11 protein-coding genes are annotated in these 14,397 nt (G+C 49.9%); 10 read left to right on the forward strand and 1 reads right to left on the reverse strand.

All coding sequences use genetic code 11. From position 1 onward, the window contains the following. The 9 genes from LTAR_RS00705 to LTAR_RS00745 all read left to right on the forward strand — a co-directional run bounded on the left by LTAR_RS00705 (nucleotide 1) and on the right by LTAR_RS00745 (nucleotide 11,576). Nucleotides 1-1,089, forward strand: coding sequence for a glycosyltransferase family 4 protein (locus tag LTAR_RS00705; RefSeq protein WP_062420213.1), 1,089 nt, complete (start codon nucleotides 1-3; stop codon nucleotides 1,087-1,089). After that, nucleotides 1,086-3,047 carry a DUF8728 domain-containing protein gene (locus tag LTAR_RS00710; protein ID WP_062420214.1) on the forward strand — a complete coding sequence of 654 codons (1,962 nt, stop codon included), beginning with the start codon at nucleotides 1,086-1,088 and terminating at the stop codon, nucleotides 3,045-3,047. The genes LTAR_RS00705 and LTAR_RS00710 overlap by 4 nt, the downstream gene beginning before the upstream one ends. Beyond that, nucleotides 3,037-3,810 (forward strand): cytidylyltransferase domain-containing protein, encoded by a 774-nt coding sequence (locus tag LTAR_RS00715; RefSeq protein WP_062420215.1) that lies wholly within the window; start codon nucleotides 3,037-3,039, stop codon nucleotides 3,808-3,810. Before LTAR_RS00710 ends, LTAR_RS00715 begins: the two co-directional genes overlap by 11 nt. Next, on the forward strand, nucleotides 3,807-4,715 hold the full coding sequence (locus LTAR_RS00720; protein WP_062420216.1) for a glycosyltransferase family 2 protein: 909 nt from the start codon (nucleotides 3,807-3,809) through the stop codon (nucleotides 4,713-4,715). Before LTAR_RS00715 ends, LTAR_RS00720 begins: the two co-directional genes overlap by 4 nt. A gap of 37 nt (nucleotides 4,716-4,752) precedes the next feature. Then, nucleotides 4,753-5,718, forward strand: coding sequence for a glycosyltransferase family A protein (locus tag LTAR_RS00725; protein WP_062420217.1), 966 nt, complete (start codon nucleotides 4,753-4,755; stop codon nucleotides 5,716-5,718). Nucleotides 5,719-5,732: 14 nt separating this feature from the next. Then, entirely contained in the window at nucleotides 5,733-7,193 is a 1,461-nt protein-coding gene (locus LTAR_RS00730; protein WP_062420218.1) for a CDP-glycerol glycerophosphotransferase family protein, read from the forward strand. Next, nucleotides 7,190-8,179, forward strand: a complete 990-nt coding sequence (locus tag LTAR_RS00735) for a Gfo/Idh/MocA family protein (protein WP_062420219.1) — start codon at nucleotides 7,190-7,192, stop codon at nucleotides 8,177-8,179. Before LTAR_RS00730 ends, LTAR_RS00735 begins: the two co-directional genes overlap by 4 nt. Nucleotides 8,180-8,262: 83 nt before the next feature. Continuing rightward, nucleotides 8,263-9,978, forward strand: a complete 1,716-nt coding sequence (locus tag LTAR_RS00740) for a DUF6311 domain-containing protein (RefSeq protein WP_062531940.1) — start codon at nucleotides 8,263-8,265, stop codon at nucleotides 9,976-9,978. Continuing rightward, nucleotides 9,975-11,576 carry a hypothetical protein gene (locus LTAR_RS00745; protein ID WP_062420221.1) on the forward strand — a complete coding sequence of 534 codons (1,602 nt, stop codon included), beginning with the start codon at nucleotides 9,975-9,977 and terminating at the stop codon, nucleotides 11,574-11,576. The genes LTAR_RS00740 and LTAR_RS00745 overlap by 4 nt, the downstream gene beginning before the upstream one ends. A 226-nt stretch (nucleotides 11,577-11,802) precedes the next feature. Here LTAR_RS00745 and LTAR_RS00750 read toward each other — a convergent pair whose 3' ends face one another. Continuing rightward, nucleotides 11,803-12,714, reverse strand: a complete 912-nt coding sequence (locus LTAR_RS00750) for a hypothetical protein (protein WP_062420222.1) — start codon at nucleotides 12,712-12,714, stop codon at nucleotides 11,803-11,805. Between the two features lie 87 nt (nucleotides 12,715-12,801). On the opposite strand from LTAR_RS00750, the gene LTAR_RS00755 reads away from it, so the two are divergent. Further along, nucleotides 12,802-14,394, forward strand: a complete 1,593-nt coding sequence (locus tag LTAR_RS00755; protein ID WP_062420223.1) for a glycosyltransferase family protein — start codon at nucleotides 12,802-12,804, stop codon at nucleotides 14,392-14,394. Nucleotides 14,395-14,397 lie beyond the last annotated feature (3 nt).

The following is a 14,397-nucleotide window of genomic DNA, read 5'->3' on the forward strand; positions in this document are numbered from 1 at the left end:
ATGCGCATTCTGTATGCTTCGCGGGGGTTGGGAGTTCACGATGAACGGTTTTTGCGGGTTCTTTCCGCATCTGACCATGATGTGTTCTTCCTGCCGTTGACCCGATATACTGCTCCGGGATTGGCACTTCCGGGAAATATCCGTCAGATATTTATCCCGACAGAAAAAGAGACAACCACCCATACTATCGCCAGTTTGTTGGATCGATGGCAGATAGACCTGGTGCATGCCGGTCCGATGCATGATGTAGCCCGGGCTGTGGCATTCAGTGGATTCAGCCCGCTGGTCAGCATGTCGTGGGGATTTGACATGCTGTGGGATGCCGAGCGTGAATTACTCATCTGGATGGCTATTAAAGAAACTTTGGAACATACCACGGTTTTCTTCTGTGATGCCAATAGTGTGAAAACCAAAGCCATTAATGAATATGGGTTCGATCCCGAACGGATCGTTGTTTTTCCATGGGGGGTTGATCACAACCTGTTCTATCCAACTGGACGGCGCGCCGGCAGGTCTGCCAATGAACCGCTGCGCCTTTTTTCCAACCGCACCTGGGAAGATCAGTATGGTGTTGACGTACTGGTTGATGGGCTGATCCGAGCCGGTAAGACCGGCCTACAATTTAAAGCTGTGCTGGCAGGGGATGGTTCCCTGAAAGCAACATTGCAGGAAAAGATCAAGAATTCTCCGATCTCCCGGCAGGTGCAATTTGTGGGGCGGATCTCACAGGAGGATTTACCCGGTTATTATAACGAAGCTGATGTATATATCAGTGCATCGCATGTTGACGGTTCATCACTTTCCCTTATGGAAGCCATGTCCTGCGGGGCCGTGCCGTTGGTCAGTAATATTCCCAGCAACCGGGAATGGGTTGAAGATGGGGTATCTGGATATCTATTTGAAGATGGTGATGACGTTCAACTGGCAGCCCGTCTGCTGGCATTGGATAAAGTCAGGCAGAATATGCCGGAGATCAGCCGGCGTGCCCTGGCCATAGCTGAGGAACGGGCGGATTGGAATAAGAATCAGAAGATCATGCTGAATGGATATGAACTGGCCATGCGGCTTCACCACGGAAATGTGTCATGATCTCGAGGAAACAACTCACCCGTTGGGATGGATTACTTCTCATCCTTCTGTTTATTGCCGGTTTTTGGTTGACAGCGATATCGGTCAATAAACCGGTGCATCCGGCAGAAGATGCCGCCATGCTGATGCGGTATTCCCAGCATTTGGCACAGGGTTACGGCATTGTCTGGAACATCGGTCAGCCGCCGGTGGATGGAGCTACGGATTTTCTCTTCATGGTAGTGCTGGCTGGTTTCTACGCCCTGGGCAACGGGCTTGAGTCCACAGTGCTCTGGGTTTGTGGCATCGCTCATATTCTCACCACCATGATTGTTTATTTTGGCATCCGCCGATATTTCAAGGGTGGCATTCTTTCGGCTGTGTTGACGGCTGTTTTCCTGCTATTGGGTTCAGGGTTGAGATATACCGAAGCCTGTTTTGGTACACCCTTTTTTGCCTTTTTCTGTGCCTTGAGCTGGCTTTTAGCCCAGATGGTTGTGGAACAGCCCCGGTCAATTGGGCGGGCTGCGGCATTTTCCCTGAGCTGCTTGCTAATGGGTTTGACTCGGCCTGAAGGCGTGCTGGTTGCCGGGTTTATGCTGGCTGCCATTCTTTTCAAGTTGGGATGGAAGCTGTCAAAACGGTTAATCCTTATATTCTGCAGCATGTTCCTGTTTCTTGGCGGAGCCTATTTCCTGTGGCGCTGGAATTACTTTGGCTATCCACTACCCAATCCGTTTTATAAAAAAGGGGGAGGACGGTTATACCCGGACAGCCTGAGTGAAGCGGTAAAAGGTGTTCTGGAAATGAGCTTCCCCTTCTGGTTGATCTATGCTGCCGGAATTCTCGGCATGATCTGGGCGGGATGGAACAAATTCGTGTTGCAGGCAAATTGGTTCGGCGTGCTGAGTGAATTTATCAAACGCTTCTTCATTCCTGAAAAACGCAGGATATTGGTATCGGTGACAAGAACGATAGGAATGATCCTGTTGCTGGCCTGTCTGATTGGCCTGTTCAGACAATCTTCCAGTTTGCATGCGCAACTTATCTTTGGACGTTATTCCGCATCCTACGCCGGTTTGCTGACAGCTCTTCTGGTGACCGGAATGCTGGCTCTGTTTGTGGAAAGATGGCTGCCGGTGAATAACCCGCACACAATCAAAACGGATACCATGAACCCACTGGCAATGGATTGGAAAAATGGCATTCGTTCCACAATTTATGTTCTCATCCCGGTTGTGGGATTTACTCTGATGTGGGTGCTGCTATCCAACGAGATGAATTACCTCTGGCGGTTCCAGTATCCTATTCTGCCAGTCATTCTGATGAGTTGGCCGCTCATTGCGATTGACCTCTGGGCCGGTTTGAGTCTGCCTGAACCTGAAACATGGTCACCATCAATCAGAGGTTTGGTCATACTTGCCGGATTAGTTCTTGGCATTGGATTGGCATTTTCACAGACTGATCGCTGGCAGATCACCTATCAATCGGATGGGCGTTATGAGGTGGCTCAATACCTGTCTCAATATGCAGACAAGCACTATACCCTTGCTTCCACGGAGGCAGGTCTGCTGCCTCTATACTCCGGATGGCAGGCTGTGGATACGTGGGGATTAAACGATGCCTGGATTGCCCACAATGGTGGGATAACAATGGATTATCTTGCCAGGGTAAACCCGGAAGTGATTATGTTCCATGCTGATTTTTCACCGGTCAACCCGCAAAAAGAACCTGCAGATGCCTGGGGTTCCATGCTGAACATACTGGATACCTATGCCCGCGATCATCAGTACATTCTTGCTGCTGCTTATGGTGACAACCCGGTGGATACCCATTATTATTATGTTCGCCCTGATTTTCCTGAAAGCCGCGATATTGTGACATTCATCCAGAGTCTGGATGGTGGTGCATACCATTATGGGGCGCATACACTGGATTACAACAAATTAACCTGGAAGAAGGATACGGATGCCAAATAAACAACACACGGTCGCCCTGGTGCAGGCACGAATGAGTTCGAGCCGTCTGCCGGGTAAAGTGCTCAAAGAAATTAATGGTAAACCAATGATTGCACGGGTGGTTGAACGAACCCGTCTGGCAAAAAGTGTAGATTATGTGGCCGTGGCCACAACCACCGATGCAGCTGATGATGCCGTTGAAGCCTGGTGCAGGGAATCACAGACGGCCTGCTACCGCGGCAGTATGTTCGATGTGTTAGACCGCTTTTATCAGGCAGCCAGATTGTACGCTGCCGATATTGTTGTACGGGTAACGGCAGACTGCCCGGTGATTGACCCCGGAGTGATTGATGAAACCGTAGCTGCATTCCATGCTCAGGGTGCTGATTTTGCCGCCAACCGCCTGCCGCCTCCCTGGGGACGCACATATCCGATTGGATTGGATACCGAAGTCTGCCTGTTTTCTGCCCTGGAACGAGCCTGGAAGGAAGCCCGCGAAGCTCATGAGCGCGAGCATGTTATGCCATATCTCTACGATACTCCCGGCCGGTTTAAAATTTACCAGTTGAACACCACTCCTGATTATGGATCACTACGCTGGACGGTGGATACTCCCGAGGATCTTGATTTTATCCGGCGGGTGTTTGAATATTTACCCGATAAGGAAAATTTCTCATGGCTGGATGTGCTGGCCGTGACACAGGCACATCCTGAATTGAATGCCATCAATGCCGAGATCAAACACAAAGTGTTCAACGATGTGGATGCGAGGATGACACATTGATTTCCATTTTCACTGCACCTAAACCATTCACCAATCCGCATATCGCCATTATTCAGCGAAATGCCATTCGTTCATGGAAAGCTGTTGGCGCCGAAGTCATTCTGGTGGGTGATGATGAAGGTGTGGCAGAGGCAGCCCGTGATTTGGATGTCATCCACAAACCTGAAGTGGTCCGAAACGCGTACGGTACACCTAAAATTGATTCTATCTTTGCACTTGGCCGAGAGGCGGCCAGCGGTGAAATGCTGGCGTACATTAATACAGATGTGATGCTGCTTCCGGATTTCATGGACACTGCCATGCGGCTGGCTGAACAGGAAAAACAATTTCTAATCATTGGTCAACGTTGGGACCTGGATGTACGCCAGGAACTGGATTTTTCTGATGGCTGGGTTGACCGACTTCAGAAGGATATTAAAACCCGGGCACGCCGGCATCCACGCGGCGGAAGCGATTATTTCCTTTTCCCCCGGCAGGTTTTTACATACATTCCACCGTTTGCCATCGGCCGGGCGGGTTGGGACAATTGGATGATTTATGAAGCCCGGCAGCGCGGCTGGAAGGTTATCGATGGCAGTGCTGACATCAATATCATCCATCAGGATCACGATTACAGTCATCTTCCTGGCGGCAAACCGCATTACAAACTACCTGAATCATTTGAAAATGTCAAAGCAGGCGGAGGCAATCGGACAATATTTACACTGGATGATTGCAATTATGTTTTGAAAGAGCAAAAATTGGAACGTTTCCCCGGTTCCTGGAAAAAATTCTGGCGTGAGGTGGAGATCATACCTCTGGTTCGCTGGCATTCTTCATTTTTTACAAATATTTTCTTTGCTTTGTTTCACCCGAAAAAGGCCTATCGCGAATGGCGTTCCCAACTGTCTTCCCGGCAGGCGTGATCCATCGTGGTATAAATCAGACTTGGAGAAAAAACGCATGCGTGTTGGACAAAACCCGGCCAAGTATGTGAAAACTGTTGCCCGCCCGGAACGAATCACCGTGGCAGTGTTGAATTACGTTCCTTTCCTGAGTGGTTTCTACTCTGATGCACTGGATGTTTTGAAAGTCTGTCTGGAAAGCGCCCGAAAAGAACCCGGACTGCCTTTTGACTTGTTGGTTTTTGATAATGGATCCTGTGAAGAGGTCAAGAATTACCTTGTTAATGAACAAGATGAAGGACGCATTCAATATCTGTTTCTTTCCGAGAAGAATCTTGGCAAAGGCGGCGCCTGGAACATCATGCTCTCTGGAGCGCCGGGTGAAATCGTTGCCTATGCCGATAGCGACTGCCTTTTCTATCCCGGCTGGCTGGCCGAATCCATTAAACTGTTGGAGACTTTCCCCAATGTAGGTATGGTGACAGCCCGGCCATTTCGGACCAATCCAGATTTTTACACCAGCACTTTGGAATGGGGCGAAAAACAGAATGCGGTGGAACACGGGCAATTCATCCCCTGGGAGACCTTCCTTGAATTTGACCGCTCCATCGGCCAGTCAGATGAGGAAATCAAACAGCATTATGAATTGAGTGAAGACGTCTGCCTGACATGTAATGGTGTGCAGGCGCTTGCCGGAGCTTCTCACTGGCAATTCACTGCCCGCAAGGATGTGCTGGCTCAATTCCTTCCGTTTGATATGGACCGCCCGATGGGGCAGGTCAAGCAGTTGGACCAGCGGGTAAATGCCGCCGGGTATCTCCGGCTTATGCCGGTTAAACCGTATGCTATGAATATGTCCAACACATTGCGCAACGTTCCGGGGATCGATCCCAGAGGAAGCGGTCAGGCCGCGCCGCGTCCATCAAACCGGAGATTCCTTGACTTTCCTCCTGTTCGCAAAATCTTATTATCGTTGTATGATGCCATTTTCCGCTGGTACTATGACCGCCCGGCGGCGAAATAAGGAGAATCTTCCGCATGCCGGATAAGAAAACCATCTTTATCAGTGCTGATCACGGCCTGGCTATTGTGTATTTTTTACAGAGTGATGTTGTTCCGACCTTGTTGAAAGCCGGAGCAGATGTAGTCATCCTCACCGATGACGGATTGAAAGAACAGATCGAAAAACGTTTCGGGCAGCCCGGTGTAATTATTGAAGGACTGCGAATGAAACAGTGCCGCAAGTATAGCGATACGGTTGATCCCTCGGCACAGTGGTGGTTGAATTTCCTGCGGCGGGTGGGGGCATCCAATCGAATCAACGTCGAAGCTCTGACCAGCCACGTACGGCAGGTGGATGTGGAAGCTTCAAAACGCCGCCGGACGATTATGCCATTCATGAAGGCGGCCGTTGGATTAATGCGCCATTCCAAAGCCGCCCGAACATTGATCTACCGTGCTCAGTTGAAATACAGCCCGGATTTATACACCGACCTGTTTGAAAAATACAAACCAGACCTGGTCATTGCCAGTACACCCGGCTGGCGGTTGGACCGCTATCTGCTCCGGCAGGCGGCCCGGCGCGGTGTGAAAACGGCTGCCGTGGTAGTCGGCTGGGATAACCCCAGCAGCTACAGTCTTCCGGGTGCTCCTGTTGATTGGATCACCTGCTGGTCAGAAATCCAGAAACAGGAACTGGTGGAAGGTGATGACTGGTTACCTGAACGGGTAAATGTGGGTGGGATTCCATCTTATGATGGGTATTTCCACAAAAAGTGGTTGATGTCGCGCGATGAGTATTTTAAACTGCACAATCTGGATCCGAACCGTAAACTGCTCTCTTATGCCAGCAGCTTTATCACCTTCTCGCCCAACATTCAGAATATTGAAGCTCTGGCGCGGCTGGTTTCAGAGGATAAACTGGCGGAACCATCTCAATTGCTCATCCGTCTGCACCCCAACCATTTCATGAGTGAACCATTGTTTGCCGCAGAACGCGAAAAAGTACGGGAAATGGTCAGGCAGATGCCGCATGTGCATCTGGTGGAACCGGTTCCTCTTGGCGGTGAATTGGGATATTACTCTGGTGAAGATATGCCTGAAAAAACATCCATGATGGCCTATTCAGATGTGTTTCTAACGGTATATTCAACTATGGTGGTGGAAGAAGCCATACATGGAAAGCCGATTGTCGCTGTCTGCATTGACGCCCCCGGCGGCTGGAATCAACCCGGACGTTTCTCGCTTCCGCTTTCACAGATCGGAGAATGGCCTACCCACCAGCGTTTCCGCAAAGCAAGAGCCGGACGGGTGGCGTTGAATGAAGAAGAGTTGCGTACGGCCATCAACCTCTATTTGCAAAATCCAGAAGCAGACCGGGCGCAGCAGGAGCAATTCATTCATGATGAGGTCACGTTTACCGATGGAACAGCCGGGAAACGCACCGGCGAGTTTCTGGCTTCTTTGCTCGATAAGCCCAAACCGGAGGATTTCCGATGAAATTCCTGATTGCGGGTTTTGGTTCGATAGGAAGGCGCCACCTGCGCAACCTGCGCACCCTCGGTGAAACTGATATCGTATTGTTGCGTTCACATAAGTCTACCCTGCCGGATGATGAGATCGCTGAATTGCCAGTCGAAACCGATATAGATGCCGCACTCAGCCATAAACCGGATGCCGTGATCATTTCCAATCCGACTGCACTGCATCTGGATGTGGCCATCCCGGCAGCAAAGGCTGGCTGCGCCATTCTTATGGAAAAACCTGTGTCCCATTCGCTCGACAGGCTGGAGGAGTTCAGAAAAGCCGCCGAAACGGGCGGCAGCCGGGTGCTGATGGGGTATCAGTTTCGCTTTCATCCCGGATTACACAAGGTAGAAAATTGGCTGTCAGATGGCTTGATCGGACGGCCGTTATCGTTCAGAGCTCAATGGGGCGAGTACCTCCCCAACTGGCATCCATGGGAGGATTACCGTGCCAGCTATACCTCGCGCTCGGACCTGGGCGGCGGAGTTGTGGTCACCCTGAGTCACCCGGTGGATTATTTGCGGTGGTTGCTGGGGGACGTGAAGTCTCTCTGGGCTTTTTCCGGACGGATCAGCGATCTGGAAATTCAGGTGGAAGACTATGCCGAAATCGGTCTGCAATTCAAGAATGGGGCCGTTGGAAGTCTTCATATGGATTATTATCAGCAGCCGCCATCACATACAATGGAAATCACCGGGACACAAGGCCGCATCCTCTGGGACAATGCCGATGGCTGTGCCCGTTTGTTCCGCAGTGAAACAGGCAGCTGGCAGGATGTTTCCCTTCCGGCTAATTTTGACCGCAACGACCTTTTCATTGCGGAGATGCGGCATTTTCTTGATGTTGTTAAGAAGCAGGCGGAGCCAATCTGCACGATGGCCGATGGGGAAGCCGCGTTGAAAATATGCCTGGCGGTGCATCAGTCTGCCTCTAAACGTCAAATAATAGAAATCGCTTAGCTGCCGTGGAAAAACCTAAGAACAATACTCGATCGTGGTTCCCCTTTCTGACAACAGGATACTTTATCCTGCTAACCATTTTCATGACCTGGCCTCTCGTTACTCACATGGGGAGCCAGTTGACCGGGCAGGTGGGGGATAATATCTATTTTGTCTGGATGATCGGCTGGTTCAAGAAGGCCCTGTTTGACCTGCATGTCAATCCGTTCAATGTCTGGTTCCTGAACTATCCTGAAGGCTGGAGTCTGGCATATACCGAAATCACCCCGGCACAGCTGCTGCTGGCAGTCCCTTTCAGCCTGTTTGCCAGCCCGACGTTTGCCTACAATGCCGCACATATGTTGTCATTCATTTTGAGCGGATTAATTATGTCTCTGTGGATACGCCGGTTGACCCATTCCAATGGTGCTGCACTTGTGTCTGGCACGGCGTATGCCTTTCTACCGTTCCATTTTGCACATTTTCTCATTGGTCATTTAAACCTGTCTGGCTTGCAGTGGTTTCCGTTGTTCTTCTGGGGATTTTTTGATTTGCTGGTCAGCCACTCGGAAAATAATGAAGTATCTCCACTGACAGATAATGCAAAAGAAACCGATGGTACTGTTCGGAGTGCCATTTTAAGAGCCGGCCTCGGATTGGGTTTAATCGCCCTGACCAGTCAGTATTATTTATATATGACCATTCTGATCGCGGTTTTTATTTTTGCGATTTATATCTTGTTCATCAATCGGCCGGCTTTAAAACAAAAGTCTTTCTGGATTCGCTGGGTAATTACCGGATTGGTGGCTCTGCCATTGATAGCCGCTGCCGTTGCACCGTATGTCAGCCTGGCAGGTAAAGGTGAATTGCCTGACCGTGACCTGGGTATTGTGCGTCCATATTCTGCCGGCCTGACCGATTTTTTGTTGCCTTCTACAGATCATTTCCTCTGGGGTTCCTGGATTGGTCAACATTTTAACCGCGATATGTGGGTCGAAGGTACTCTGTATATCGGTTTATTTACCACCCTGCTGGCCATCTATGGCTGGACCAGAAGGAAAAAACTAAAACAGGAGCCAATATTGATCCTGATGGCGGCTGGTGGAGCCCTGGCCTTACTCCTTGCCATGGGAACCGACGTCCATTGGAATGGTACCCCGGTGGAAATAGCGACACCGGCATTTTTGCAAAGTTTCTATCCCAAGCCGACTCTGCCGATTCCACTCCCCGGTTTGCTCCTGTTCAAGTATTTTCCTTTCTATGCCAAATTGCGTGCACTCATGCGTTTTGGTATCTTTGTTTTGCTTTTTATTTGTACCGGTGCCGGACTGGGTGCGTCTGAATTGTTGAAACACATGACTTTGCGTTGGAAACCGATCATGGCCGCCGGACTGATTGGATTGGTGTTATTCGATTTTTATCCAGGTCCCTATACGGAATTTACAACTGTGCAGGCCCGGCCGGTGGATGTCTGGCTGGCCAGTCAATCGGGTGATGGCGCTGTGGCACAAATGCCTTTTTCCATTGCCGAAGACCAGGAACATACCTATTACACCCTGGTGCATGGGAAACCGTATATCGGCGGATTTTTCAATGCCTTCCCTCCGGCACAATACAAACGAATCAAACCCATTCTGTTAAATTTCCCGGATCAAGAGAGTGTTGACCTGTTGCGGGAATTGAAGGTCCGATGGGTGCTGGTAGATCCTGCTTATTACCCGGATTGGGAAAAAACGAAAGCTGAGATTGAACGGTTCGGATTTTCCGAAGAGGCTCAACCCGGGGGGATGGCCGTCTTTTCGATGCAGGTGGAGAAGTGAAAAGCAATCCGGGCATTAAATTAACGTTACTGGCAGCCATCGTCGGAATGACATTGGCTGCCTGGAGCACCCGGTTGGGACCGGGAGTCGGCGGTGATGCCACCATCTATCTGACCTCCGCCCAGAACCTGGCCAAAGGAATAGGTTTGGGACTGGTTCAACCGGATGGATCTTTCCGGCTATTGCCATATTCGGCACCATTGTTCCCGCTGATTCTTTCTCCGTTTTCGGCGGTACAGTTGGATTTGACGGTTGTCTCCCGTTGGTTCAATATTCTTCTGTTTGGCGGGTTAATTTTTCTGATTGGATTTTCGTCTTTAAAAGCATTCGGTGGGAATTGGATTGCCATTTTACCCGCCTGGCTGGCAGCCTGCTCTCCCATTTTATTACCCGTCTATTCATGGGCTATGGCGGAACCGGTCACTATGTTGCTCGGATTTGCCGGGCTGATCCTCATTCTGGGTCATCTGGATGAACCATACCCGAACCGATGGAGCTGGCCTGAATGGGCAGGACTACTTCTGGGATTGGCAGCGGCAGCTCGTTATTCGGCGGCGGCTTTTCTGGCAGCCGGGGCGGTGATTTGCCTGTTCTGGCCTGCCTGGCCCTTTTACAAGCGATTGCTTACCGCTTTTCGAACGGGATTGGTGGGTATCATCCCGCTGGGTATCTGGGTGCTGGTGCAGATAGGGCAGACGGCCTCTGTCAGCGCGCGTTCCATGTTGACGATAGCGGAAATGGGGGGACGGTTTATGCTTTTCTGGCCGCAATTTGTTTCTGCCATGCTGGTCTGGCTGCTGCCGGCATCTTTTCAGGAAGGTTTATCATATCCGATGTGGATTCAGGCGGTACCTGTGGTCTTCTTTCTTTTCATTCTGGCTGCAGGATCGATCTGGGTTAATGTGAAAGGGCAAAATAAGTTGACAGGCCGCCTGGTGAATATGTTGTGGATATTTGCCGGGATTTATTCAGCTGTATTACTGCTGGTTTATCTGACTACATATCCACCCATTACGATCGACAATCGGATGCTGTCACCGGTGCACATAGCGGTGATCTGGATCGCCGCTGTATTATTGATTTCTTTATGGGGAGAACCTGAGAACAAGACCTGGCAGATTGTCTTTGCCCTGGCAATGCTGGTTTTTGTGGGTTGGTATGGTTGGCGGACGGTTCGGATTGTCCGGCAAAATGCCGAAACCGGGCTGGGGTATAACTCTATCGCCTGGCAACAATCAAAGATCATTGCAGCAGTAAAGGCAATTCCGGAGAGCCAGAATCTGGTCACGAATGAGACCATGGCGTTGCTGTACCTGACAGGACGGGTGGCCAAACCGGTGGGTGAGATTTATGCCGACAAACCGGTTTATCCATTTTCGAGATATGGTGATGGACCAGAGGGGAATGATCCTGCTGAGGCAGAGTTCAAGAAGGGCGACAGCCTGTTGGTGGTGTTTAATTCATTGGAAAACCAATTTGAATCGATTTATGGTGACCGGGCAAAAGAACGGGCGGAGACGTTTGTCAACGGTCTGCGGGTGGATGCCTTTGGGGATGACGGCGCCATTTATGATTACCCGGTTGATTATTCAAAATAACATCAATCCCATTAATGCAGGGTAGAAGCATCCGGCAGGAGACATAACCGAAAACATAGGTACTGTCTCCGGATGCTTCTACCGCAGGCGTAATTCAAGTATAAACACCGGTAGACGCAGGCGGACATGGTGGGGCTTTCGTGGCTGATGGTTCCACCCACCTTCATCACACAGTAAAAAAAAGACCTCATTATCAATGAGGTCTGACATCTTGATATTACTTTTTCTATTTCAAAACTTTCTGGACAACCGGAAGGATATTTTTCTTCACATCCTCATCATTATGAGGTACCGGTATGTTTTCTGCAAAATACCAGGTTTCTTCATGAACGATGGTTTCATCCAGTTCCAGAGTTTTGTACTGGCCAAGAGTTTCCAATTCAAGGCATTCCTTGTTTGTCCAGCTCTGGAGATTGGTACCAAAGTCAACATATTCGGCCCCAGGAATGCGTTGGAAAAACTTGAAGAAAGCGGCATGCTTGAAGACACAGGCAGCCCAACCGGTTTCATTCATCACGGCAACCTTGGTTGGAATGGTATCTGCCTGCTGGCGAAGGAGAATATAATCGTCACCCCAGGTAAAACGGGGATCGGTCATGCGGGTATACGGCCAGATGGCGATGCAATGGGACGGCAGAAGCAGGCCAGGAGTGAAATTGCGCGGAGAGACGGGCAGAACTGCCACACCGCCGGCTGCCATAACGGATAATGCCCAGGGTGCTAATTTAATGGGCCACAGCCCGCAATTCTTGATGCTATTGCGGACAACGACTTTGGGTTCCTTTTCATCCATGTGAATTTCCATGGATTTTTGCAATCCAGTGTTGGTTTCAACGTCTGATGTCACTTTGACACCGTCGGCAAGCTCTTTGACTTTTACCGGAAAATTGTCTGGATAATAGGTGCGTTTGGCTAATTCCGGGGCAGCCCAAAGACGATGACCACCGTACCCAACATATTCTTTGCCGCCAATGGTTCCAATTTCATCTGGATTATTGTAGAAGAGGTTCTCTTTACCCTTGAAACCGCAAGATACAACCCGCGGACCCACGTCTGTTGTGACAACGATCTGGATGATTGAATTATCAATCTGGATACAGTTTTTCCAACCAGCATAAGTGATCTTTTCAATCTTCATGATTTTTAAGTCCCTCTTTTGAAATGGTCTGAGAACAATGTCCATTATAATTACGTTCGTCTTTAATGCGAACTCATGAGGAAACAATTGTCACAAATTAAGAAGATTTCCGGGAAAATTCCGGTCAAATGGCACCCTTTTCTTTTCTGGGGATCACTGTTGATTATTCTGGCGGCTGGACTGGCCGCACTGGTGTACGCCACACCCTTTGGCCCCGGATTGATTAATGATTCAGTAGTGTATATTGGCGGGGCGGAAAATATCCTTGCCGGAAACGGGTACAGCCGAACTTCTGGCGGCGGTGAAATCAAACCATTGACGGTCAATGTACCGCTGTATTCTTACACTCTGGCGGCTGTCGCAAAGACCGGGATTGACCTGATTAAAGCCGGCTGGGTAATCAGTCTGACATGCTTCATATTAAATTGTTTACTGGCAACCTGGATAGCGCTTCGGTTGACCCGGTCAAAGGCCTGGGCTGTTTTTGCTGTCCTCCTGATGGTTGCATCCGAGTCGGTCTTAAGGGCACATACATTTGCCCTTAGTGAACCAGAGTTCATCACCCTGATGCTGGCTTCTTTATTATTGCTGACCTATGCCATCGAGCGAAAAGGTTGGTATTACGCGGCCGGTGCGGGAATTTTGGTCAGCCTGACATATATGACCCGGTATATCGGTCTGTCTTTGATCGCAACAGGTGTGATGGCTTTCTTTGTTTCCCCAAAGACCTGGAAGGATCGCCTGACCAAGATGGGCTGGTTCTTGTCTTTTGCTCTATTGGGCGGGATTATCTGGTTTATTCGAAATCTTTTGGTGTCAGGGAATGCGGCCAATCGCAGTCTGCTTTACCACCCGCTGACGGCGGATAAACTTCAGGAAGGCGTTCAGACTTTTACGACCTTTCTCTTTCCCGAACGATTGAACCTTTACTCCAGGGCTCCCGGACTGTGGGGCGGATTCGCGGTTCTGATAGTCTTTCTTCTTGTTTTTCTTGTATACCGCCTGTGGCGGGCTATTGAAAGATCTGCCAGTCTTCAGATGGAAACAGGCAGACAGATGGCGTTCATCATTACCATACAGGCATTTTTCTACTTTGTTGTGCTCCTTTTATCCCTCACGTTTCTGGATGCCAGCACAGCATTGGAAAACCGCATTCTGGTACCTGCATTTATCTGTCTGATCTTGTTGTTCGTTTATCTACTGAACCTTTTATGGGAACGCAACGAAGCAGGCACCTGGCTATCACTGATTCTGGCTGTTGCAGTTCTCCTATCCTGGGGATACGATGGACGCCGGGCGGTGATTGACCTTCATGCCGATGGCCAGGGATACGCCAGTGCCTATTACCGGAATTCAGAAACCATCGATGCCCTTAAACGCATGCCTGTTCGCACCATCTGGACGAACAGGGTTCCGGCTGTCAATTTGCTGGCAGATCGGGCTGCCTACGCTCTGCTGGCACCCATTGACCCGTTGACCCGACAAAAACGCCCTGATTATGAAAGCTCTCTGCAGGGTATTCGCAAGTCTGTACTGGATGGAAAAGCCATCCTGGTTGTTTTTGAAGCCCGGCAGGTTTTGGATGACCCGGTGGAAGGTCTCTGGTTAAAAGATTTGACAAAAGACATCCCGGTTGTTTTTGAATCGGATGACGGGATGATATTCGCGGTGGAAAAATAGAAA

This window comes from Leptolinea tardivitalis (genome assembly GCF_001050275.1).
Taxonomy (GTDB): Bacteria; Chloroflexota; Anaerolineae; order Anaerolineales; family Anaerolineaceae; genus Leptolinea; species Leptolinea tardivitalis.

What these genes read in the sequence shown, in the direction of transcription:
- LTAR_RS00705 (WP_062420213.1), top strand. Translation starts at nt 1, where the DNA reads ATGCGCATTCTGTATGCTTCGCGGGGGTTGGGAGTTCACGATGAACGG.
- LTAR_RS00715 (WP_062420215.1), top strand. Translation starts at nt 3,037, where the DNA reads ATGCCAAATAAACAACACACGGTCGCCCTGGTGCAGGCACGAATGAGT.
- LTAR_RS00725 (WP_062420217.1), top strand. Translation starts at nt 4,753, where the DNA reads ATGCGTGTTGGACAAAACCCGGCCAAGTATGTGAAAACTGTTGCCCGC.
- LTAR_RS00710 (WP_062420214.1), top strand. Translation starts at nt 1,086, where the DNA reads ATGATCTCGAGGAAACAACTCACCCGTTGGGATGGATTACTTCTCATC.
- LTAR_RS00730 (WP_062420218.1), top strand. Translation starts at nt 5,733, where the DNA reads ATGCCGGATAAGAAAACCATCTTTATCAGTGCTGATCACGGCCTGGCT.
- LTAR_RS00740 (WP_062531940.1), top strand. Translation starts at nt 8,263, where the DNA reads ATGACCTGGCCTCTCGTTACTCACATGGGGAGCCAGTTGACCGGGCAG.
- LTAR_RS00750 (WP_062420222.1), bottom strand. Translation starts at nt 12,714, where the DNA reads ATGAAGATTGAAAAGATCACTTATGCTGGTTGGAAAAACTGTATCCAG.
- LTAR_RS00735 (WP_062420219.1), top strand. Translation starts at nt 7,190, where the DNA reads ATGAAATTCCTGATTGCGGGTTTTGGTTCGATAGGAAGGCGCCACCTG.